This is a genomic window from Burkholderia reimsis (assembly GCF_003294055.1).
In the GTDB taxonomy this organism is placed as follows: Bacteria; Pseudomonadota; Gammaproteobacteria; order Burkholderiales; family Burkholderiaceae; genus Burkholderia; species Burkholderia cepacia.
On the sequence record NZ_QMFZ01000004.1, the window covers coordinates 202,436 to 222,509 of the forward strand.

Genomic DNA, 20,074 nt, shown 5'->3' on the forward strand with positions numbered 1-20,074 from the left:
CGCGCCGCGTGGAGGGCTGCGATGACGGACGGCGTGGTGGAAACGGGCGACTGGACGGTACTGGGCGGCGACGCCGCGCGGATCCGCGACGCGGTGTTCGTGCGCGAGCAGCAGATTCCGCCGGAATGGGAGCTCGACGACGACGATCCGCTGTCGCTCCATGCGGTGGCGTACCGGGTCGATGCGGCGACCGGCGTGCGCCGCGCGGTCGCGACGGGGCGGCTGCTGCCGTCGGGCACGATCGGCCGTGTCGCGGTGCTGGCCGATGCACGTGGCCAGGGCGTCGGGTCGGCCGTACTGGACGCGCTGCTGGACGCGGCGCGGCGCCGCGGCGAAATCGTCGTGCGGCTCTATGCGCAGGATTCGGCCGTGTCGTTCTACTTGCGGCACGGCTTCACGGCGGTCGGTGAACCGTTCGTCGAAGCCGGCGTGCCGCACGTCGAGATGGCGCGCGCGCCGTAGCACGGCGCCCACCCCGCTCAGCGCGGCGGGGTCGCGTCGAGGTCGAACGTGAACGCGCGCTCGAACGAACCCGGCCGCACGGTGCGGTGCGAACCGTCGTCGTCGCAGCGCTCCTTGATCTCGACCGTGAGCCGCACGCCTTCCTTCATCGTGACGCGCAGTGCGGTCGTGCCGCGCGTGCCGTATTCGGGCGTCTCGATGAACGCGGCCGACAGCGCACGTTCGCGCTCGATCGGAATGCCCGTGTGCGGCAGCGCGTCGTCGTCCGCGACATGCGGGTCGCGCATCAACGCGATCAGGTCGTCGAGCGACGGGGTCGGATTATCGGTAAGCAGCGTGCCGAGTTCCGCGCGTTTGCGCACCACTTTCGGCCAGGGCGTATCGAGCCGCGCATTCGACAGCGCATGCACGCCGGGCGCGATCGCGACGGGGGCGGCGACACCGCTTTCGCCTTCGGGCGCACGATTGCAGAACCACGCGAGTTCGCGCCGCCTCCAGTCGCCGACGAGCAGGTTGAAGCCGTTGTAGACGGCCGCATGCTCGGCCAGCTGCCCGAGATAGTCGAGCGGCGCAACGGACGGGCCGCCGAGGAAATCGGACACGAGCTTGCCGCGGGTCGGCGCGCCGGCGCGGATGTCGAACGGCGCGCGGTAGTTCGTCAGCGCGGCGAACCGGCCGTCGCGCGAGACGCCGAGCCACGTGCCGCCCGCTTCGAGATCGCGGCCGGCCAGTACGCCCGGGACATCCTCCCACCACGAAAGCGGCGCACTCGTCCGGCGAAAGAACTCGTCGCGGTTGGCGGTGAGGGTAAAGACGGGACCGGCGGCGGCATCGGGCTGCCAGTCGAAGGCAATCAGACACATCGGGCGAATCTCTCGCAGGAAACATCGGGCGCCGGCTGCGACTCGCGAGCCGGCGCGCGAATGGGTTGTCAGTGCGTCACGCTTCCGTCGGCCATGCGTACGGCAGCGCGTCGAACGCGAGCACCGGGCCGTCGGCCGAACCGAGGTGTACCGTGCCGTTGTCGAGCGCGGCGAGCTTGATCTCGACCAGCGCGTCGACGCCGCCCGCGGGCGCGGCCGCCGCGTTGACGATCATCCCGCACGGCTGGCCGGGATCGTCGCTGTGGAACAGCTCGACGCCGGCATGCACGGTATCGGTCTCGCCGGCGACGTGCGCGAGCGCCGTGCGGCGCTTGATCGTGCCGCGGTACTGGCTGCGTGCGACGATTTCCTGGCCCGGGTAGCATCCCTTGCGAAAGTTAACGGCGCCGATCACGTCGAAGTTGACCATCTGCGGCACGAACTGTTCGACGGCAGGCTGCGTGATGCGCGGTTCGCCCGCGCGGATGTCGAGCCAGTCCCATACGGCCGGCGATACGACCGGCAGCGTACCGCCGAGCGCGGCGATGCGCGCATCGACTCCCGCACGCGGGCCGATCCACAGATAGCGCTTGCGGCCGGCCGCATCGGGCACGCGGATCAGCGTGCCGGCCGGGCCGTCGACCTTCACGTGCACGCCGTCCGGCAGCGCGTCGAAGATGCCCGACAGCGCGTCGCGCACGTCGCCCGCGAAGCCGGCCACCGCGAGCGTGTCGCTCGCGTCCGTCAGTTTCGCCTTCGCGCGCAGCACGAACATCGACAGCCGCTTCTGCACGGCGGGCTGCACGTCCTTCGACACCAGCAGGCGCACGCCGTGGCCGGCGCGCCACGCGAGGAACGACCCGAGGAGGCGCCCCTTCGGCGAGCAATAGCCGGACAGCCGCGCGCTCGCGGCGTCGAGATGCTCGATGTCGTTGGTGAGCTGGCTGTGCAGGAACGTCGCGGCGTCGTCGCCGGCCACGTCGATCACGCCGAACTGCGGCAGCGGCATGCAGGCGCCCGGCGCGTCGAAATCGGCGGCGGCCGGGCGGGGGAAAACGGGGAGCGAGGCAGATGCGGCCTGGGCAGCCGGTGAAGCGAACGGTGTGCTCATGGAATGAGGGAACAGTCAACCCTGACTTTGACGAAGGCGAGCAAGTATTATATGGGTCTTACCTGAGTCACGTTTCCATGTCCCTACTGAAGAAATGCGCCGCGACGATCGTGGCGCTGGCCGTCGTTGTGGCCGCTGCCGGCGCGGGCGGCGGGTATTACTGGGCAACCCGGCCACTGCTGCTGGGTTCCGCATCGCTCGACGTCACGATCAAGCCGCGCAGCAGCGTGAAGAGCGTCGCGCTGCAGCTCAGGCGCGGCGGCGTGCCGGTCGAGCCGCTCGGCTTCGTCGCGATGACGCGCGTGCTCGGGCTGTCGAGCCGGCTCAAGTCCGGCAACTACGAATTCAAGACCGGCATCACGCCGTACGAGGTACTCCAGAAGATTGCGCGCGGCGACGTGAACGAGTACGTCGCGACGGTCATCGAAGGCTGGACCTTCAAGCGGATGCGCGCGGAACTCGATGCGAACCCCGATCTTGCCCACTCGACGGCCGGCATGAGCGACGCCGAGCTGCTGCGCGCGATCGGCGCGCCGGACAACGCGGTGCAACGCGGCAGCGGCGAGGGGCTGTTCTTCCCCGATACCTACCTGTTCGACAAGGGCACGAGCGACCTGAACATCTATCGGCGCGCCTACCATCTGATGCAGACGCGTCTCGACGAGGCCTGGGCCGCGCGCGTGCCGGGCCTGCCGTACAAGACGCCTTACGAAGCGCTGACGATCGCGTCGATCGTCGAGAAGGAAACGGGCCATGCGGCCGATCGCGCGTTCGTCGCGGCCGTGTTCGCGAACCGGCTGCGCATCGGCATGCCGCTGCAGACCGATCCGTCGGTGATCTACGGGCTCGGCGACGCGTACGACGGCCGCCTGCGCAAGCGCGACCTGCAGGCCGACACTCCTTACAATACCTACACCCGACGCGGGCTGCCGCCGACGCCGATCGCGTTGCCGGGCGTCGCCGCGTTGCAGGCGGCGATCAATCCGGCCCAGACGAGCGCGCTCTATTTCGTCGCGAAAGGCGATGGCACGAGCGTGTTCTCGGACACGCTCGGCGACCACAACAAGGCCGTGGACAAGTACATACGAGGTCAATAATGGCGAGCGGTAAATTCATCACGTTCGAAGGCATCGACGGGGCGGGGAAGACCACCCACCTGCAATGGTTCTGCGAACGCCTCCAGGGCAAGCTGGCCTCGGCCGGCCGGCAGGTCGTCGTCACCCGCGAGCCGGGCGGCACGCAGCTCGGCGAGAAACTGCGCGAGATCCTGCTGAACCAGCCGATGGATCTCGAGACGGAAGCGCTGCTGATGTTCGCCGCGCGTCGCGAGCATCTCGCGCTCGTGATCGAGCCGGCGCTCGCGCGCGGCGACTGGGTCGTGTCCGATCGCTTCACCGATGCGACGTTCGCGTACCAGGGCGGCGGCCGCGGGCTGCCGCGCGACAAGCTCGAGACGCTCGAGCGCTGGGTGCAGGGCGGCTTCCAGCCCGACCTGACGGTGCTGTTCGACGTCGCGCCGCAAGTCGCGAGCGAGCGGCGCGGCGCCGCGCGCATGCCCGACAAGTTCGAAAGCGAATCCGACGCGTTCTTCGCGCGCACGCGCGGCGAATACCTGCGGCGTGCGGAAGAGGCGCCGCACCGCTTCGCGATCGTTGACGCGACGCAGACGATTCCCGAGATTCGCCAGCAGCTCGAGCGCGTGCTCGCCGCGCTGTAATTCGCAAGGAACGCACCCCATGATCTATCCGTGGCAGACCGACGACTGGAACCGCCTGCAGCAACTGCGTGCGCAATGGCCGCACGCGCTGCTGCTGCATGGCCAGGCCGGGATCGGCAAGCTGCAGTTCGCGCAGCATCTCGCGCAGGGCTTCCTGTGCGAATCGCCGCAGCCGAACGGCGAGCCGTGCGGCGCCTGCGCGGCCTGCACGTGGTTCTCGCAGGGCAACCATCCGGACTACCGGATCGTGCTGCCCGAGGCGCTGGCGGGCGAGGCGCCGGGCGCCGCGGAAGACCCGAAAGCGGCCGACGCGGACGAGGGCGGCAAGAAGACCCGCGCGCCGAGCAAGGAAATCAAGATCGAGCAGGTGCGCGCGCTGCTGGACTTCTGCGGGGTCGGTTCGCACCGCGGCGGCGCGCGCGTCGTCGTGCTGTATCCGGCCGAGGCGCTCAACGTCGCCGCGTCGAACGCGCTGCTGAAAACGCTGGAGGAGCCGCCGTCCGGCGTCGTGTTCCTGCTCGTGTCGGCGCGTATCGACCGCCTGCTGCCGACGATCATCAGCCGCTGCCGGCAGTGGCCGATGACCGTGCCGGCGCCCGACGCGGCCGCGGCCTGGCTCGCGGCACAGGGCGTCGAGCATGCGGACGCGCTGCTCGCCGAGGCCGGCGGCGCGCCGCTCGCCGCGCTGGCGCTCGCGAGCGACGAGAACCGCCCGCTGCGCGACTACACGCTCGGGCAGCTCGCGGCCGGTGCGGCATGCGACCCGTTCGCGTGCGGCGAGACGCTGCAGAAACTGCCGGTGCCGCTGGTGCTCGGCTGGCTGCAGCGCTGGCTGTACGACCTGCTCGCGCAGCGGATGGCGGGCGCGCCGCGCTACTTCCCGATGCATGCGGCGGCGCTCGCGCGCTGCGCGGAAGCGGTCGATGCGAACGCGTTCGCGCGTTTCATGAAGGCCGTGACGCGACAGCGGACGGTCGAGAACCATCCGCTCAACGCGCGGCTCGTATTCGAGGAATTGTTTCTCGGGTACCGGGAAATCTTCGCGTGATCCGGCATTGTTTCCCGTGGGTTGCGAAACGATGACCGGCTCACGCCGCGACGCGACCGTGGCCGGCCGGCCCGCGAACGCCGCCCGTTGCCGCATGCCGGCGCGCGCATGAGCGCGCGCCTTACGAATTCAGGAAACACGATGTTCGTCGACTCTCACTGCCATATCAATTTCAAGGGCCTGGCCGACCGCCTGCCGGCCGTGCTCGAGAACATGCGCGAGCACGACGTCACGCACGCGCTGTGCGTGTCGGTCGATCTCGAGACGCTGCCCGACGTGCTCGCAATCGCCGAAGCGCACGACAACGTGTACGCATCGGTCGGCGTGCATCCCGATCACGAGGACATGCGCGAGCCGACGCTCGCGGAGCTCGTCGAGCTGGCCGCGCACCCGAAGGTCGTCGCGATCGGCGAAACGGGCCTCGACTACTATCGCCTCGAAGGCCGCTCGATCGCCGACATGGAATGGCAGCGCGAACGCTTTCGCACGCACATCCGCGCGGCGACCGCGACGATGAAGCCGCTGATCATCCACACGCGCTCGTCGTCGGAGGACACGCTGCGGATCATGGCCGAGGAGCGCGCGGACGTGCCGGGCGGCGTGATGCACTGCTTCACCGAGTCGTGGCCGGTGGCCGAGCAGGCGCTCGCGCAGAACTTCCATATTTCGCTGTCGGGCATCGTCACGTTCAAGAACGCGACCGACGTGCAGGACGTCGCGCGGCGCGTGCCGCTCGACCGGCTGCTGATCGAGACCGACTCGCCGTACCTCGCGCCGGTGCCGTATCGCGGCAAGCCGAATGAACCTGCGTACGTCAGCCATGTCGGACGCTTTATCGCGTCCGAGCGCGGGATCGCCGTCGAGGCACTGGCCGACGCGACGACGCAGAACTTTTTCCGGCTGTTCAAGATCGCCCGCTAACGACGTGCGCGCAGCCGACAACCCAGGGAAGGAGCCCAAAACAATGACGAAGCCGACCAACCATCTGCCGAAACGTGCACTCGTTGCCGCCGCGCTCGTCGCGAGCGGCCTGTTCGCGGCAGCCGGCGCGCATGCCGAATCGCTCGACGCGATCGTCAAGGCCGTCAAGTTCGACGACATCGCCGACATCGGCAAGCAGCTCAAGAGCGGCAAGCTCGACCCGAACACGATCGCGCCGAATGGCGACCCGCTGATCGTGATCGCCGCGCGCGAGAAGTCCGACAAGGTCGCGGCGGCGCTCGCCGCGACGCCGAACGTCGACCTCGAGAAGGAAGACAAGGCCGGCGAAACCGCGCTGATGCTGGCCTCGCTGAACGGCGACCTCGGCCTAGCGAAGCTGCTGGTCGACAAGGGCGCGGAAGTCAGCAAGAAGGGCTGGGCGCCGCTGCACTACGCGGCCACCAACGGCCAGGACGCGGTCGTGAAGCTGCTGCTCGACCACGACGCGTATATCGATACCGCGTCGCCGAACGGCACGACGCCGCTGATGATGGCCGCACGCGGCAACCATGCGTCGACGGTGACGCTGCTGCTCGACCAGGGCGCCGATCCGCAGGTGAAGAACCAGCTCGGCATCACCGCGCTCGAATTCGCGAAGCACTACAACGCGCCGGACGCGATCGAGATCCTGAGCAAGCGGACGACGCGCATCGGGGCGTCGACGCCGGCAGACGCGCAAAAGAGTGCAAAATGACGGTTTTCGGTGCGGCAGACGGTGCCCGCCCGGCCGGATGCCGGCCGGAGCAAGGCATCCCGGCGCCGCGCCGGCCAGGGCAGCAGGCGGTCTCGGGCCGCATTGACATAAGGAACACCATGTTGCGCGCAATGTTTTGTGCCGCGGCGTTTGCCGTGCCGTTGTCGGCGGCGGCTTTCACGGGCGCGGATCTCGACCGGCTGTGCGCGAAGACGGACGTCAAGTCGCGGGCGTCGTGCGCGGCCTACATCGAAGGTGCCGCCGACGGCGTCTACAACACCATCGATGCGATCGGCGGCACGACGGGGCCGCGGGTCGGCCAGTATTTCTGCCTGCCGCCCGACATCCGGGCGCAGCAGATGACCGACTCGGTGCGCAAGTACATCGCGGAAAATCCGAAGCTGGCCGACTACAACGCGAGCACCGCGGTGTCGCTCGGTCTCGGCAAGGCGTTTCCCTGCAGGAGCGGCAACTGATCTGACGCCGTGTCCGGGCACGCGCGTGGCCCGGACGTCGCCGACGCATCCCAGGACGAGGCATGCACGCCTCATCACCGAAGGGCGCCGATGATTTCAATCGAGGAACTGCAGCGCATCGCCGATGCGCCGCTGCATTCGTGGCTCGGCACGCTGGCCGTGTCGGTCATCGTCATACTGGTCGTCACGGTCGTGCACCGCCTCGGCGCACGCATCGTCAAGCGCCTCGCGCAGCCGTATCCGCTGATGAGCGCGATCCTGCGCTACATCGACAAGCCGTCGCTCGTCGTGCTGGCGCTGCTGGCGCTCGAGTTCGTGTGGGTCCAGGCGGACGACGGCATGTCGTTCGTGCGCGGCATGCGCACCGCGGCCGCGGTCGGCTCGATCGTGTCGCTCACGTGGCTGCTGGTGCGGCTCGCGGCCGGCGTCGGCGACGCGATCATCCGGGCCCATCCGATCGATACGGCCGACAACCTCCAGGCGCGGCGCATCCATACGCAGGCCAAGGTGCTCGTGCGGACCGTGATGGTGCTGATCGTGATCATCGGCACCGGCGCCGCGCTGATGACGTTCCCGAACGTGCGCCAGGTGGGCGCGAGCCTGCTGGCGTCGGCCGGCGTCGCGGGCCTGGTCGCCGGTATCGCCGCGCGGCCGGTGCTCGGCAACCTGATCGCCGGGCTGCAGATCGCGCTCACGCAGCCGATCCGGCTCGACGACGTGGTCGTGATCCAGGGCGAGTGGGGGCGCATCGAGGAAATCACCGGTTCGTTCGTGTCGGTGCGGCTGTGGGACCAGCGGCGCCTCGTCGTGCCGCTGCAATGGATCATCGAGAACCCGTTCACGAACTGGACGCGCAGCAGCTCGGAGATCATCGGCACGGTTTACCTGTCGGTCGATTACCGTACGCCGCTCGCGCCGCTGCGCGAGGAGCTCGCGCGGCTCGTCCATGCGGCGCCCGAGTGGGACGGCCGCGTGCAGGTGCTGCAGGTGACCGACGCGACGGAGCGCACGATGCAGTTGCGCGCGCTCGTCAGCGCGGCCGACGCGTCGTCGTGCTGGGACCTGCGCTGTCGCGTGCGCGAAGGGTTGATCGCCTATCTGCAGGACCGCTATCCGCAATGCCTGCCGCGCAGCAGGATGGAACTGTATCCGCACGATTCCGCACCGGATGCGCCGAATCCCGAACGGCCGCACGCGCGCGCCCCTGCCGCCAGTACGGCGGCCAACACCGCGGCCGACCCGCAGGCCGTCGAAGGCCGCTGAACGCGGCCCGCCCGCCATCGTCATGACCGTGCTGAAAACGCTTGCCATTGCCAATTACCGCTCGCTGCGCGAGCTGATCGTGCCGCTCGCGGCGCTCAACGTCGTCACGGGGCCGAACGGTAGCGGCAAGTCGAGCGTGTACCGCGCGCTGCGGCTGCTCGCCGACACCGCGCAGGGGCGCGTGATCCCGTCCCTCGCGCGCGAAGGCGGGTTGCCGTCGACGCTGTGGGCCGGCCCCGAGCGTTTCTCGCGGGCGATGCTGGACGGCGACGCGCCGGTCACCGGCACGGTGCGCAAGGGGCCCGTGAGCCTGAAGCTCGGTTTCGCCTGCGACGATTTCGGTTATTCGATCGATCTCGGCATGCCGATTCCGAGCCACTCGCAGTTCTCGCTCGATCCGGTCGTCAAGCGCGAGTGCATCTGGGGCGGCGCGGTGCTGCGCCCGTCGACGCTGCTGGTCGACCGGCAGGGCGCGCAGATCCGCGCGCGCACCGCGACCGGCGACTGGCAGACGATTCCGCAGCCGGTGGCGAGCTTCGACAGCATGATGACCGAGTTCGCCGATCCGACCGGTGCGCCGGAAATGATCGCGGTGCGCGAACGGATCCGCTCGTGGCGCTTCTACGACCATTTCCGCACCGATGCGCAGGCACCCGCGCGGCAATCGCACGTCGGCACCCATACGCCGGTGCTCGCGGACGACGGCGCCGACCTGGCCGCCGCGCTGCAGACGATTCGCGAAATCGGCGACGGCGCGGCACTCGACGCGGCGATCGACGACGCATTTCCGGGCGCGTCGGTCGAGATCGACAACCCGGGCGGCCGTGGCCGCTTCGACGTGCTGATGCGCCAGCCGGGGCTGCTGCGGCCGCTCGCGGCGGCCGAGCTGTCGGACGGCACGCTGCGTTACCTGCTGCTCGCGGCGGCGCTGCTGACACCGCGGCCGCCGGCGCTGATGGTGCTGAACGAACCGGAAACCAGCCTGCATCCCGATCTGCTGCCGGCGCTCGGCCGCCTGATCGCGCAGGCGGCGCAGCATTCGCAGGTGCTGGTCGTGTCCCACGCGGCGCGGCTCATCGCGACGCTCGAGCGCGAGGCCGGCTGCGAATCGCTGGTGCTCGACAAGCAGCTCGGCGCGACGGGGCTCGTCGACGCGGACACGCGCGACCTGCCGGCATGGAAGTGGCCGTCGCGCTGACGGGCGGCGCGGCGCGCGTTCGGGTGCGTTCGGGTGCGATGGCCGTGTCGGGGGCCATATCAGCCCGGCAGGCGGAATGTATCCTGCCTGTAACAACACCCATAAAATGAAAGACGGGCGGTTCCGGGCAACCGGATCGCGAATAATGAGGAGATATCCGGCGGGCGCTGCATCGGGGCGAGCCGCGCGCGAAAGCGCAAGGGCCCGCCGGCCGTGCCGCAACGGACAGGACACAGGAGACGTGGACCATGAGAATTGCCCAGATCGCGCCGCTGACCGAATCGGTGCCGCCGAAGCTGTACGGCGGCACGGAGCGCGTCGTGTCCTACATCACCGAGGCGCTCGTCGAGCTCGGTCATGACGTGACGCTGTTCGCCAGCGGCGATTCGACGACGCGGGCGAAGCTCGAGCCGGTCTGGCCGCGTGCACTGCGGCTCGACTCGTCGATCCGCGACCGGGTCGCGCCGCACATGCTGCTGATGGAGACGGTCGCGCGCCGCGCGAAGGACTTCGACGTGCTCCATTTCCACATGGATTACTACTCGTTCTCGGTCTTCAACCGGCAGGAAACGCCTTACGTGACGACGCTGCACGGCCGGCTCGACCTGCCCGAGCAGCAGCCGGTGTTCGACACGTTCAACACGGCGCCGGTGATCTCGATTTCGAACTCGCAGCGCCAGCCGCTGCCTCAGGCGAAATGGCTGACGACCGTCTACCACGGGCTGCCCGATACGCTGTACATGCCGCAGCCCGTCGAGCCGCGCTATCTCGCATTCCTCGGCCGCATCTCGCCGGAGAAGCGCGTCGACACGGCGATCCGCATCGCCCGTCAGTGCGGGTTGCCGATCAGGATCGCCGCGAAGGTCGATGCGGCCGACCAGGAATACTTCGAGCGCGAGATCAAGCCGCTCTTCGCGTTGCCGCACGTCGAATACATCGGCGAGATCGCCGATCACCAGAAGGCCGAGTTCCTGTCGGGCGCGCATGCGCTGCTGTTTCCGATCGACTGGCCGGAGCCGTTCGGCCTCGTGATGATCGAGGCGATGTCGTGCGGCACGCCGGTGATCGCGTTCAATCGCGGCGCGGTGCCCGAAGTGGTGGACGAGGGCGTGTCGGGTTTCATCGTCGAGGATGAAATCAGCGCGGTGGCCGCCGTGAACCGGCTGCACCTGCTGCCGCGCGCGCGCGTGCGGCAGCGCTTCGAGGCGCGCTTCACGTCGCGCCGCATGGCGCAGCAGTATGTCGACGTCTACCAGTCGGTGATCCGCGCGCAGAAACGCTCGCGCTTCAAGGTCATCGACTCGACGACCTGACGCGCGTCGCGCACGGATAAAGCACGGATAAAAAAACGGCGATGCCCGCGAGGACATCGCCGTTCGTGCGTGGCCCGCGCGCGGTGCGCACGGGCGGCCCGCCAGCGTCAGATCTTCAGCTTCGAGACCTTCGTGCCGTTGATCGACACGTCGCCCATCAGGCCTGCGTTCGTCAGCACGACGACCTGGACCGGTGCGGTGGCCGTGGTCGTGTCGACCGCGCCGTTCGCGCCCATCTTCACGAGCGCGACCGACGCGCCGGCACCGGCGGCCCAGCCGTCCGAGCCGCGGAATTCGTCGAGCGCTTCCTGCGTCATGAACAGGAACACGATCGCCTTCGACTGCGCACCGGCCTGCAGGCCGACCGACAGCGACGACGTGTTGTAGTAGCCGACCGTGCTGCCGCCGACGCGCAGTGCGCCGTTGCCGGACTGGCCGCCGACGATGAAGCCGGCCTGGATCACGTCCGGGAAGACGAGCACGCCGCGCGACTTCGCGACGAGTTCGCGCGAACCCTTGACCGTGGAATACATGCGCGACAGCGTGGCGTCGACGCTCGAGTCGATTGCCTGGCGCTTCGACGCGTTGGTCGCGGCGTTGTCCGGCTTGTCCGGGGTGGTGGTGCAACCGGTGAGCGCGAGGCTACCGACGATGAGCGCAGCGGCGGCTTTCAGCACGAGATTCCGTTTTTGCATCGTTCTTCTCCATCGGATGACGTTCGGAGTGAGTCTCGCTCAGGGAGCGGATCACGTCGGCAGTTATATCACAGTGGATTACACCCCCTTTTCGTCCGCGCAACAAAAAGCGTCAAATCGGGCGAGGGTGTCGCGGCGTGCCAACGGACGATCCGGCGCCCGCGCGCCGGGGGCGGGGCGGCATGCGGGCGCCGCGGTCGATCGTGCGGTGGGTAGCGCCCGCGGCGCGCATCAGTGCGTGACGGGCGGAACGGGCGGCTTGATCGGCGGGCGGCGCAGCACGCGGCGGATCAGCGCGATCACGACGCCGCACGCGAACAGGAACGCGGCCGGCACGACCCAGTAGCCGACGAATGCATGCCACAGGTAGCCCGCGAGCGTACTGCGGCGCAGCACGTATTCGTCGCGGGCCGCCTGCTGGCGCGGCGCGTTGGCGGCGAGCACGTCGGCCGGGCAGCCGGCCGCGCGCGCCTCGTCAGGATCCCCGTGGCACTTCGCGGCGGCGCCGGCGGCCTGCTGCGCATCGGTGAGCTGCCAGGTGGTCAGCGCGAGCTGCAGGTCCGCCTTGTTGTAGGCCATTTCCTCGCGGATCTCGCGGACGGCGACGATCGCGACGGGCACGGCCCAGAATACGATCACGATCAGCCAGCGGCGGAACCAGCGGTGTTGTCTCCATGCCATCCATGCCTCCGTTTGACGCGCGTGCGCGTCCGTCTCGAGGGCGGCCCGATGGCGCTTCTTGTACTTGGATGGGCCGCGTTGCAGCCATCATAGAAGAAATCGCGGCGAATTGCCGCACCATGTGGCGGCGCCGGCACGGCGGGCCGGGAAAGCGGGGCGGGAGAGGTCGGGGCCGGGCGCGTCGATGCGCGTGCAACGAAAACAAAAATGCCGCGCCCGCCGAAGCGGTGCGCGGCATTCGATACGGGAGCGCCGGAACTCAGGCTGCCGGCTGATTGCTCAGGCAGCTCTTCATGAACGCCTTGCGGTCGTCGCCCTTCTTGCCGGTGGCCTGCGTGTTGCATGCCTTCATCTTTTCCTGCTGCGTCATCGCCTTCGCGGGCTTCGCCGACAGGCAGTCCTTCATGAACGCCTTGCGTTCATCGCCCGTCTTGCCGGCTGCCTGGGTGTTGCAGGCCTTCATCTTGTCCTGCTGGCTGTTCGCCGCGAATGCGGGGGAAGCCAGCATGCCGCCGAGAAGCACTGCGGCTACGAGCGATTGGATTTTCATTTCGACACTCCCATGGGGTGAATTGCGTTTTATCGACGCCGTCACGACGCACCGCACGATGAGCATAGGGCCGCATCGCGCGGGGCGATCCGATTATGGCAAATCAATGTGAAAACACCAAAACGGCACTTCCTATAACGTTGCAGATACCACGTCCGTTGACGGCGCACCCGGCCGGACGATCGGGGCAAACCATGATGTGCGGCGGCCGGCCCCGGCCGCCGTGCCGGAACCTGCCGGATACCGGCCGCAAGCCTTTACAATCGCGGCCATGAATACTCTGAATCCCGCATCCCCTTCGTCCGCGGCGGCCCTGCCGCGCATCGCCGTGCTCGCCACCGGCGGCACGATTGCCGGTGCCGCGCCCGACGCGGCCAGCACGGCCGGCTATCAGGCCGGCGCGCTCGGCGTCAATTTCCTGGTCGACGCGGTGCCGGCGCTCGCGTCCGTCGCGCGCATCGACGCCGAGCAAGTCGCCAGCATCGACAGCAAGGATCTCGCGCTGCCGCTGTGGAACACGCTCGCCGCGCGGATCGACGCACTGATGGCCGACCCGGCGGTCGACGGTATCGTGATCACCCACGGCACCGACACGCTCGAGGAAACCGCGTACGCGCTGCACCTGGTCGTCAGGGGCGACAAGCCGGTCGTGCTGACGGCCGCGATGCGGCCGGCGACCGCGCTGTCGTCCGACGGCCCGCTGAACCTGCTGAATGCGGTAACGGTGGCCGCGCATCCGTTCGCGCGCGGGCAGGGCGTGCTGGTCGCGTTCAACAACCGGATCCACGGCGCGCGCGACGTGGTGAAGACGAGCACCTATGCGGTCGACGCGTTCCAGTCGCCGGAACTCGGCGCGCTCGGCTGGGTGCAGGACGGTCGGGTCGAATTCGCACGCCGCGTCACGCGTTCGCGCGACGCGCAACTGGCGATCGCCACAACATGGCCGCCCGTCGAAGTGGTCGCCAGCTACGCGGGCGTGACGCGCACGGCCGTCGACGCGCTCGTCGCGGCCGGCGTGCGCGGTCTCGTCGTCGCCGGCACCGGCAACGGCTCGATCCATGCGACGCTGCAGGCGGCGCTCGCCGATGCGGTGAACGCGGGCGTGGCGGTGGTGCGTGCGTCGCGCGTCGGGTCGGGGCACGTGATGCGCAACGGCGCCGCGAGCGACGATGCGCTCGGTTTCGTGAGCGCGGGGTCGCTGCACCCGTTCAAGGCGCGCGTGCTGCTGATGCTCGCGCTCGCGAACGGCATTCACGATCGCGACGCATTGCAACGCGCGTTCGATACGCTGTGATTCGATGACGGGATGACCGACATGCGCCGATTGCACGGCGCGCGTCGCCATGAAAAAAAGGCAGGCCGAGCGGCCTGCCTTTTTTGCGTCAGTGCTGCACGAATGCTCAGGACTGCGGCGGAATCACGAGCTTCTGGCCCGGATAGATCCGGTCCGGGCTCGACAGCATCGGCTTGTTCGCCTCGAAGATCGCCGGGTACTTGTTCGCGTCGCCATATACTTCCTTGGCGATCGCCGACAGCGTGTCGCCCGGCTTCACGTCGTGGTACTGCACTTCCGGATCGTCCGGTTGCAGATCGTCGTCGTTGACGCCCGCGACACCCTGCACGTTGCCGGCCGCGACCTTGACCTTCGCCTTCGTGTCGAGGTCGGCGACGCTGCCCGACAGCGTCACGGTGCGCGATGCGCCGTCGAACGCCACGGTCAGGTTCGACGTATCGAGACCCTGCGTGTTGATGTAGTTCTTGATGGCATCGGCCGCGGTCTGGTTTGCGGCATTCGGATCTTCCGCTGCTTGCGCGTCGGCATGACCCAGCAGTTTTTCACCCGCCTCTTTGATAAACGAAAGAAGACCCATCGTTGCACTCCTTGGGTGGTTGAAAAGAAAACGCGCCGTGAAGTGGCGAAAAAAACACCGCGCTGGGCGCGGTCACCGGAAGTGACCACAAGCGCGGCGGTTTTCTCGAAAGGCGTGGCGAAAGTGTAGGCGTTCAGCGCGACGATTGCATGAAAAATCGCACGCTCGAACGTAAAGAAATGTAATACGCGAAATCCGACAGGCGGACACCCGACGACGACGTCTGACCGACCAAGGCTTCCCCGGCGTCGCCGGGTGCCGCTGCGGACCCCACCACGCCGCTCTCAGCCCAGAGCGGCGTTTTTCGCCCCGTCCCGCATGCCGTCGGCAGTGCAGGGCGGGGCGCCCCACCGTGATGCGCGCGTGTCTCGCGCATCGATGCGACCGGCCGTGCCGGTCGCGTGTGTCATTCGCGTGTCCGTCATCGCGACGGACCACGCGTTACGGCATCATCGGAACGAAGCCGCGCCAGGCGGCATGCGTTCAGCCCACCGTCTTCTCGATCTCGAAGTTCGACATGATCTCGAGCGCACGCACGAGTGCCGAGTGATCCCACGCCTTGCCGCCGTGCGATGCGCACACGCTGAACAGCTGCTGCGCGCTCGCCGTGTGCGGCAGGGCGAGGCCGAGCTTGCGTGCGCCGTCGAGCGCGAGGTTCAGGTCCTTCTGGTGCAGCTCGATGCGGAAGCCCGGATCGAACGTGCGCTTCGTCATCCGCGCGCCGTGCACTTCGAGGATGCGCGACGCGGCGAAGCCGCCCATCAGCGCCTGGCGCACGCGCTCCGGATCCGCGCCCGAACGTGCGGCGAACAACAGCGCTTCGCCGACGGCTTCGATGTTCAGCGCGACGATGATCTGGTTCGCGACCTTGCAGGTCTGGCCCGCGCCGTTGTCGCCGACGAGCGTGATGTTCTTGCCCATCTTCTCGAACAGCGGCTTCGCGCGCTCGAATGCCGCCTCCGGGCCGCCGACCATGATCGTCAGCGTCGCTTCGCGGGCGCCGACTTCGCCGCCGGACACCGGCGCGTCGAGGTAGTCGCAACCGAGCGCGTTGATCTGCTTCGCGAATTCCTGCGTGTCGAGCGGCGAGATCGAGCTCATGTCGATCACGAGCTTGCCGGCCGTCAGGCCCTTCGCGACGCCGTCGTCGGCGAACAGCACGTTACGCACGTCCGGCGTATCCGGCACCATCGAGATGATGATGTCCGCGTTCCGTGCGACTTCGGTCGAGTTCGCGACGACCTTCGCGCTCGTGCGCAGGTCGTCGGGAATCGGGAACGCGCCGTTCACGACGAGCTGGTGGTCACCCTTGAGCAGGTTGCGCGCCATGTGCGCGCCCATGATGCCGAGGCCGATGAAACCGATGGTTGCCATGTGAAAGTCTCCTATAGGGGCGTATGCGGAAAGGGCGGATCTCAGGCGGCGCGACGCGCCGAGCCCGGTGCGCAGCCGGCGACGCTGTGCAGCCAGCCGAGGCCTTCCGTCGTGGTGGTGCGGGGCTTGTATTCGCAGCCGACGTAGCCGGCATAGCCGAGCCGGTCGAGCAGCGCGAACAGGAACGCGTAGTTGATCTCGCCCGTGCCCGGCTCGTTGCGGCCCGGGTTGTCCGCGAGCTGGACGTGGCCGATCGACGCGAGGTTGCGTTCGATCGTCGCGGCCAGTTCGCCTTCCATGCGCTGCATGTGATAGATGTCGTACTGCAGGAACAGGTTGTCCGAGCCGACCGCGCGGATCACGTCGAGCCCTTCCGACGAGCGGTTCAGCGCGAAACCCGGGATGTCGAAGCTGTTGCACGGCTCGACGAGCAGGCGGATGCCTTCGCGCTTCAGCGCGTCGGCGGCAAAGCGCAGGTTGTCGACGATCGTGACGAAGGTCTTGTCGCGCGCCGTGCTCGCCGACGGAATCCCGACGAGGCAGTTCAGCTGCGGCACCGTCAGCGCCTTCGCGTACTCGATCGCGCGGCCGACACCTTCCTGGAACTCGCCGACGCGATCGGGCAGGCACGCGATGCCGCGCTCGCCCTGGTCCCAGTTGCCGGCGGGCAGGTTGTGCAGCACGAGGCGCAGGCGATGCGTCTCGAGCCGCTCGGCGAGTTCCTCTTTCGCGTACGGGTACGGGAACAGGAACTCGACGGCGTCGAAGCCCGCATCGGCGGCCGCCTTGAAGCGGTCGAGGAACGGCACTTCGTTGAACAGCATGGTCAGGTTTGCAGCAAACTTCGGCATGAGCTAAGCCTCTTCGGTCGGTCAGTCAAAAATGGCGTGCGGTTCAGTCGAGCATCGAGATCGCGGTCGGTGCGTGCTCGGCCTTTTCGGCGAGATCCTCGAATTCGTTGATCGCGTCGATTTCGGTACCCATCGAGATGTTCGTCACGCGCTCGAGGATCACTTCGACGACCACCGGCACGCTGAATTCTTCCGCGAGCGTTTGCGCCTGGCGCAGCGCCGGCTCGATCTCCTCCGGCTTGAACACGCGCAGCGCCTTGCAGCCGAGGCCCTCCGCGACGGCCACGTGGTCGACGCCATAGCCGTTCAGCTCCGGCGCATTCACGTTGTCGAACGCGAGCTGCACGCAGTAGTCCATGTCGAACGCACGCTGTGCCTGGCGGATCAGGCCGAGGTACGAGTTGTTCACGACGACGTGCACGTACGGCAGCTTGAATTGCGCGCCGGCTGCGAGTTCCTCGATCATGAACTGGAAGTCGTAGTCGCCGGACAGCGCGACGATCGGGCGGCTCGGGTCGGCGGCACGCACGCCGAGCGCGGCGGGGATCGTCCAGCCGAGCGGGCCCGCCTGGCCGCAGTTGATCCAGTTGCGTGCCTTGAACACGTGCAGGAACTGCGCGGCCGCGATCTGCGACAGGCCGATCGTGCTGACGTAGCAGGTATCGCGGCCGAACACCTTGTTCATCTCTTCGTACACGCGCTGCGGCTTGACCGGCACGTTGTCGAAGTGCGTCTTGCGCTGCAGCGTGCGCTTGCGTGCCTGGCAGTCGGCGACCCATGCGCTGCGGTCCTTCAGCTTGCCGGCGGCCTTCCATTCCTGCGCGACCGCGACGAACAGTTCGAGTGCGGCTTTCGCGTCCGACACGATGCCGAGATCCGGGCCGAACACGCGGCCGATCTGCGTCGGCTCGATGTCGACGTGCACGAACTTGCGGCCCTTCGTATAGACCTCGACGCTGCCCGTGTGACGGTTCGCCCAGCGGTTGCCGATGCCGAGCACGAAGTCGGACGCGAGCAGCGTCGCGTTGCCGTAGCGGTGCGACGTCTGCAGGCCGACCATGCCGGCCATCAGCGGGTGGTCGTCCGGAATCGCGCCCCACGACATCAGCGTCGGGATCACCGGCACGCCGACCGTTTCCGCGAACTGCACGAGCAGGTCTTCGGCCGCCGCGTTGAGCACGCCGCCGCCCGACACGATCAGCGGCTTGTCCGCGTCGTTGAGCATTGCGAGCGCCTTCTCGATCTGCGCGCGGGTGGCCGCGGGCTTGTAGACCGGCAGCGGTTCATAGGTGTCGATGTCGAACTCGATTTCGGCGAGCTGCACGTCGATCGGCAGGTCGACCAGCACCGGGCCCGGGCGGCCCGAGCGCATCAGGTGGAATGCCTGCTGGAACACGCGCGGCACCAGCGCCGGTTCGCGCACGGTGACGGCCCACTTGGTGACGGGCTTCGCGATCGATTCGATGTCGACGGCCTGGAAGTCTTCCTTGTACAGGCGGGCGCGCGGCGCCTGGCCCGTGATCGCGAGGATCGGGATCGAGTCGGCGGAAGCGGAGTAGAGACCGGTGATCATGTCGGTGCCGGCCGGGCCCGACGTGCCGATGCACACGCCGATGTTGCCCGGGGCCGCACGCGTGAAGCCTTCGGCCATGTGCGACGCGCCTTCGACGTGGCGGGCCAGCACGTGGCTGATGCCGCCGGACTTGCGCATCGCCGAGTAGAACGGGTTGATCGCCGCACCCGGCACGCCGAACGCGGTCTGGATGCCTTCCTTCTCGAGCACGAGCACAGCTGCGTCGACGGCTCTCATCTTGGCCATGAATGTCTCCTTGAATGGGGTGGATCTTGCGAATGGGTCTGTTGGGGACACTTTAGGGATGCAGGAAAGGTTTGATAAGATCAGCCGAAGTCGCTTTTTTCGAAACTAAAAGTATGGAATGACGGCCGGGCGGGGCTTTCCGCCGGAGCCGGAACAGAGACGGAGACGGGAGATGGATCGCTTCAAGCAGATCGAGACGTTCGTGCGCGTGGCCGATGCCGGCAGCCTCGCGGCGGCGGCGCTCGAGGAGGGCGTGTCGCCGGTCGTGCTCGGGCGGCGCATCGACGCGCTCGAGAAGCGGCTCGGCGTGAAGCTGATGTACCGCTCGACGCGGCGGCTGGTGGTCAGCGAGGAGGGTGCGGCGTTCCTCGAGCGCTGCCGCGGGCTGCTGTCCGAATGGGACCAGGCCGAGAACGAACTGGCCGCCGGGCGGCGCGCGGTCAGCGGGCACCTGATCGTGTCGGCGCCGGCCGCGTTCGGGCGCAAGCACGTCGCGCCGCACGCGCCGGGTTTTCTGGCCGACAAGCCCGAGATGCAGCTGTCGTTCAACCTGACCGACCGCGTCGTCGATCTCGTGCGCGAGGGCTACGACCTGTCGATCCGGATCGGCGGTGCCGTCGATCCGAACTTCGTCGCGGTGAAGCTCGCGTCGAACCGGCGCGTCGTGTGCGGCACGCCCGAGTATTTCCGCCGGCACGGCCGGCCGAAGTCGCTCGACGACCTGCTGAGGCACAACTGCCTGGCGTTCAACCTGCAGGGCGGGCAGAACCGCGGCTGGTATTTCCAGCGCCACGGCAAGATCGCGACGATGCGCGTAGCCGGCAACCTCGACTGCAACGACGGCGAACTGCTGCACCGCTGGGTGGCCGAAGGCCTCGGGCTCGGCTGGCGCTCGACGTGGGAAATTGCCGCGCAGCTCGAGACGGGCGAGCTCGAGACCGTGCTCGACGAATACGCGCTGCCCGATTACGACATCCTCGCGGTCTACCCGCAGCAGCGCTACGTGCCGGCGCGCGTGCGTTATTTCATCGACTACCTGCGCGCCGCGTATGCGCGCCCCGGTTACTGGAGCACCACGCCGTAACGGGAGGCGGGCGGCCCGGCGAT

General features: G+C 68.2%; 21 protein-coding genes. 12 read left to right on the forward strand and 9 right to left on the reverse strand.

All coding sequences use genetic code 11. The features are described 5' to 3' along the window. Positions 1 to 21: 21 nt before the first annotated feature. Entirely contained in the window at positions 22 to 462 is a 441-nt protein-coding gene (locus DPV79_RS07550; RefSeq protein ID WP_060084279.1) for a GNAT family N-acetyltransferase, read from the forward strand. Positions 463 to 479: 17 nt separating this feature from the next. Here DPV79_RS07550 and DPV79_RS07555 read toward each other — a convergent pair whose 3' ends face one another. Beyond that, positions 480 to 1,325, reverse strand: coding sequence for an NRDE family protein (locus DPV79_RS07555; RefSeq protein ID WP_059687381.1), 846 nt, complete (start codon positions 1,323 to 1,325; stop codon positions 480 to 482). 76 nt (positions 1,326 to 1,401) lie between these two features. Further along, positions 1,402 to 2,436, reverse strand: a complete 1,035-nt coding sequence (gene ygfZ, locus DPV79_RS07560; protein ID WP_113045110.1) for a CAF17-like 4Fe-4S cluster assembly/insertion protein YgfZ — start codon at positions 2,434 to 2,436, stop codon at positions 1,402 to 1,404. A 77-nt stretch (positions 2,437 to 2,513) separates the two neighbouring features. On the opposite strand from ygfZ, the gene mltG reads away from it, so the two are divergent. From mltG to DPV79_RS07605, 9 genes are all read left to right on the forward strand, one after another. Continuing rightward, positions 2,514 to 3,533 (forward strand): endolytic transglycosylase MltG, encoded by a 1,020-nt coding sequence (gene mltG, locus DPV79_RS07565; protein WP_021162648.1) that lies wholly within the window; start codon positions 2,514 to 2,516, stop codon positions 3,531 to 3,533. Beyond that, a complete protein-coding gene (gene tmk / locus DPV79_RS07570) occupies positions 3,533 to 4,153 on the forward strand; it encodes a dTMP kinase (protein ID WP_021162647.1) in 621 nt (206 codons plus the stop codon). The genes mltG and tmk overlap by 1 nt, the downstream gene beginning before the upstream one ends. Before the next feature lie 19 nt (positions 4,154 to 4,172). Continuing rightward, a complete protein-coding gene (locus DPV79_RS07575) occupies positions 4,173 to 5,201 on the forward strand; it encodes a DNA polymerase III subunit delta' (RefSeq protein WP_113045111.1) in 1,029 nt (342 codons plus the stop codon). A gap of 141 nt (positions 5,202 to 5,342) precedes the next feature. After that, a complete protein-coding gene (locus tag DPV79_RS07580) occupies positions 5,343 to 6,122 on the forward strand; it encodes a TatD family hydrolase (RefSeq protein WP_113045112.1) in 780 nt (259 codons plus the stop codon). Between the two features lie 43 nt (positions 6,123 to 6,165). Then, entirely contained in the window at positions 6,166 to 6,876 is a 711-nt protein-coding gene (locus DPV79_RS07585) for an ankyrin repeat domain-containing protein (protein WP_021162644.1), read from the forward strand. A gap of 119 nt (positions 6,877 to 6,995) precedes the next feature. Further along, entirely contained in the window at positions 6,996 to 7,352 is a 357-nt protein-coding gene (locus DPV79_RS07590) for a Rap1a/Tai family immunity protein (protein ID WP_113045113.1), read from the forward strand. Positions 7,353 to 7,442: 90 nt separating this feature from the next. Beyond that, complete coding sequence (locus tag DPV79_RS07595) at positions 7,443 to 8,615, forward strand: mechanosensitive ion channel family protein (RefSeq protein ID WP_113045114.1); 1,173 nt, start codon at positions 7,443 to 7,445, stop codon at positions 8,613 to 8,615. A 22-nt stretch (positions 8,616 to 8,637) separates the two neighbouring features. Beyond that, positions 8,638 to 9,813, forward strand: a complete 1,176-nt coding sequence (locus tag DPV79_RS07600) for an AAA family ATPase (RefSeq protein WP_021162642.1) — start codon at positions 8,638 to 8,640, stop codon at positions 9,811 to 9,813. Between the two features lie 248 nt (positions 9,814 to 10,061). Further along, positions 10,062 to 11,126, forward strand: a complete 1,065-nt coding sequence (locus tag DPV79_RS07605) for a glycosyltransferase family 4 protein (RefSeq protein WP_021162641.1) — start codon at positions 10,062 to 10,064, stop codon at positions 11,124 to 11,126. A 107-nt stretch (positions 11,127 to 11,233) separates the two neighbouring features. Here DPV79_RS07605 and DPV79_RS07610 read toward each other — a convergent pair whose 3' ends face one another. From DPV79_RS07610 to DPV79_RS07620, 3 genes are all read right to left on the reverse strand, one after another. Continuing rightward, entirely contained in the window at positions 11,234 to 11,821 is a 588-nt protein-coding gene (locus tag DPV79_RS07610; RefSeq protein WP_011352325.1) for a BPSL1445 family SYLF domain-containing lipoprotein, read from the reverse strand. Positions 11,822 to 12,052: 231 nt separating this feature from the next. Continuing rightward, positions 12,053 to 12,502 carry a membrane protein gene (locus DPV79_RS07615; protein ID WP_048021032.1) on the reverse strand — a complete coding sequence of 150 codons (450 nt, stop codon included), beginning with the start codon at positions 12,500 to 12,502 and terminating at the stop codon, positions 12,053 to 12,055. A 259-nt stretch (positions 12,503 to 12,761) separates the two neighbouring features. Further along, entirely contained in the window at positions 12,762 to 13,052 is a 291-nt protein-coding gene (locus DPV79_RS07620; protein WP_011549641.1) for a PsiF family protein, read from the reverse strand. A gap of 271 nt (positions 13,053 to 13,323) precedes the next feature. On the opposite strand from DPV79_RS07620, the gene DPV79_RS07625 reads away from it, so the two are divergent. After that, entirely contained in the window at positions 13,324 to 14,346 is a 1,023-nt protein-coding gene (locus DPV79_RS07625; RefSeq protein WP_113045115.1) for an asparaginase, read from the forward strand. 106 nt (positions 14,347 to 14,452) lie between these two features. On the opposite strand, the gene lysM is transcribed toward DPV79_RS07625, so the two are convergent. From lysM to gcl, 4 genes are all read right to left on the reverse strand, one after another. Beyond that, entirely contained in the window at positions 14,453 to 14,923 is a 471-nt protein-coding gene (lysM, locus tag DPV79_RS07630; RefSeq protein WP_021162125.1) for a peptidoglycan-binding protein LysM, read from the reverse strand. Between the two features lie 483 nt (positions 14,924 to 15,406). Next, entirely contained in the window at positions 15,407 to 16,312 is a 906-nt protein-coding gene (locus tag DPV79_RS07635; protein ID WP_341867599.1) for a 2-hydroxy-3-oxopropionate reductase, read from the reverse strand. Between the two features lie 26 nt (positions 16,313 to 16,338). Beyond that, positions 16,339 to 17,148 carry a hydroxypyruvate isomerase gene (hyi, locus tag DPV79_RS07640; protein ID WP_113045117.1) on the reverse strand — a complete coding sequence of 270 codons (810 nt, stop codon included), beginning with the start codon at positions 17,146 to 17,148 and terminating at the stop codon, positions 16,339 to 16,341. Between the two features lie 43 nt (positions 17,149 to 17,191). Beyond that, positions 17,192 to 18,967 carry a glyoxylate carboligase gene (gcl, locus tag DPV79_RS07645; protein ID WP_021162121.1) on the reverse strand — a complete coding sequence of 592 codons (1,776 nt, stop codon included), beginning with the start codon at positions 18,965 to 18,967 and terminating at the stop codon, positions 17,192 to 17,194. A gap of 172 nt (positions 18,968 to 19,139) precedes the next feature. Between gcl and DPV79_RS07650 the strand changes: the two genes are divergently transcribed. Continuing rightward, the gene (locus DPV79_RS07650; protein WP_021162120.1) at positions 19,140 to 20,051 is read left to right on the forward strand and encodes a substrate binding domain-containing protein; all 912 of its coding nucleotides are present in this window, start codon (positions 19,140 to 19,142) and stop codon (positions 20,049 to 20,051) included. The last annotated feature ends 23 nt before the right edge of the window (positions 20,052 to 20,074 follow it).

Coding starts and splice junctions, on each gene's coding strand:
- DPV79_RS07550 (WP_060084279.1), top strand. CDS start 22: ATGACGGACGGCGTGGTGGAAACGGGCGACTGGACGGTACTGGGCGGC.
- DPV79_RS07555 (WP_059687381.1), bottom strand. CDS start 1,325: ATGTGTCTGATTGCCTTCGACTGGCAGCCCGATGCCGCCGCCGGTCCC.
- ygfZ (WP_113045110.1), bottom strand. CDS start 2,436: ATGAGCACACCGTTCGCTTCACCGGCTGCCCAGGCCGCATCTGCCTCG.
- mltG (WP_021162648.1), top strand. CDS start 2,514: ATGTCCCTACTGAAGAAATGCGCCGCGACGATCGTGGCGCTGGCCGTC.
- tmk (WP_021162647.1), top strand. CDS start 3,533: ATGGCGAGCGGTAAATTCATCACGTTCGAAGGCATCGACGGGGCGGGG.
- DPV79_RS07575 (WP_113045111.1), top strand. CDS start 4,173: ATGATCTATCCGTGGCAGACCGACGACTGGAACCGCCTGCAGCAACTG.
- DPV79_RS07580 (WP_113045112.1), top strand. CDS start 5,343: ATGTTCGTCGACTCTCACTGCCATATCAATTTCAAGGGCCTGGCCGAC.
- DPV79_RS07585 (WP_021162644.1), top strand. CDS start 6,166: ATGACGAAGCCGACCAACCATCTGCCGAAACGTGCACTCGTTGCCGCC.
- DPV79_RS07590 (WP_113045113.1), top strand. CDS start 6,996: ATGTTGCGCGCAATGTTTTGTGCCGCGGCGTTTGCCGTGCCGTTGTCG.
- DPV79_RS07595 (WP_113045114.1), top strand. CDS start 7,443: ATGATTTCAATCGAGGAACTGCAGCGCATCGCCGATGCGCCGCTGCAT.
- DPV79_RS07600 (WP_021162642.1), top strand. CDS start 8,638: ATGACCGTGCTGAAAACGCTTGCCATTGCCAATTACCGCTCGCTGCGC.
- DPV79_RS07605 (WP_021162641.1), top strand. CDS start 10,062: ATGAGAATTGCCCAGATCGCGCCGCTGACCGAATCGGTGCCGCCGAAG.
- DPV79_RS07610 (WP_011352325.1), bottom strand. CDS start 11,821: ATGCAAAAACGGAATCTCGTGCTGAAAGCCGCCGCTGCGCTCATCGTC.
- DPV79_RS07615 (WP_048021032.1), bottom strand. CDS start 12,502: ATGGCATGGAGACAACACCGCTGGTTCCGCCGCTGGCTGATCGTGATC.
- DPV79_RS07620 (WP_011549641.1), bottom strand. CDS start 13,052: ATGAAAATCCAATCGCTCGTAGCCGCAGTGCTTCTCGGCGGCATGCTG.
- DPV79_RS07625 (WP_113045115.1), top strand. CDS start 13,324: ATGAATACTCTGAATCCCGCATCCCCTTCGTCCGCGGCGGCCCTGCCG.
- lysM (WP_021162125.1), bottom strand. CDS start 14,923: ATGGGTCTTCTTTCGTTTATCAAAGAGGCGGGTGAAAAACTGCTGGGT.
- hyi (WP_113045117.1), bottom strand. CDS start 17,148: ATGCCGAAGTTTGCTGCAAACCTGACCATGCTGTTCAACGAAGTGCCG.
- gcl (WP_021162121.1), bottom strand. CDS start 18,967: ATGGCCAAGATGAGAGCCGTCGACGCAGCTGTGCTCGTGCTCGAGAAG.
- DPV79_RS07650 (WP_021162120.1), top strand. CDS start 19,140: ATGGATCGCTTCAAGCAGATCGAGACGTTCGTGCGCGTGGCCGATGCC.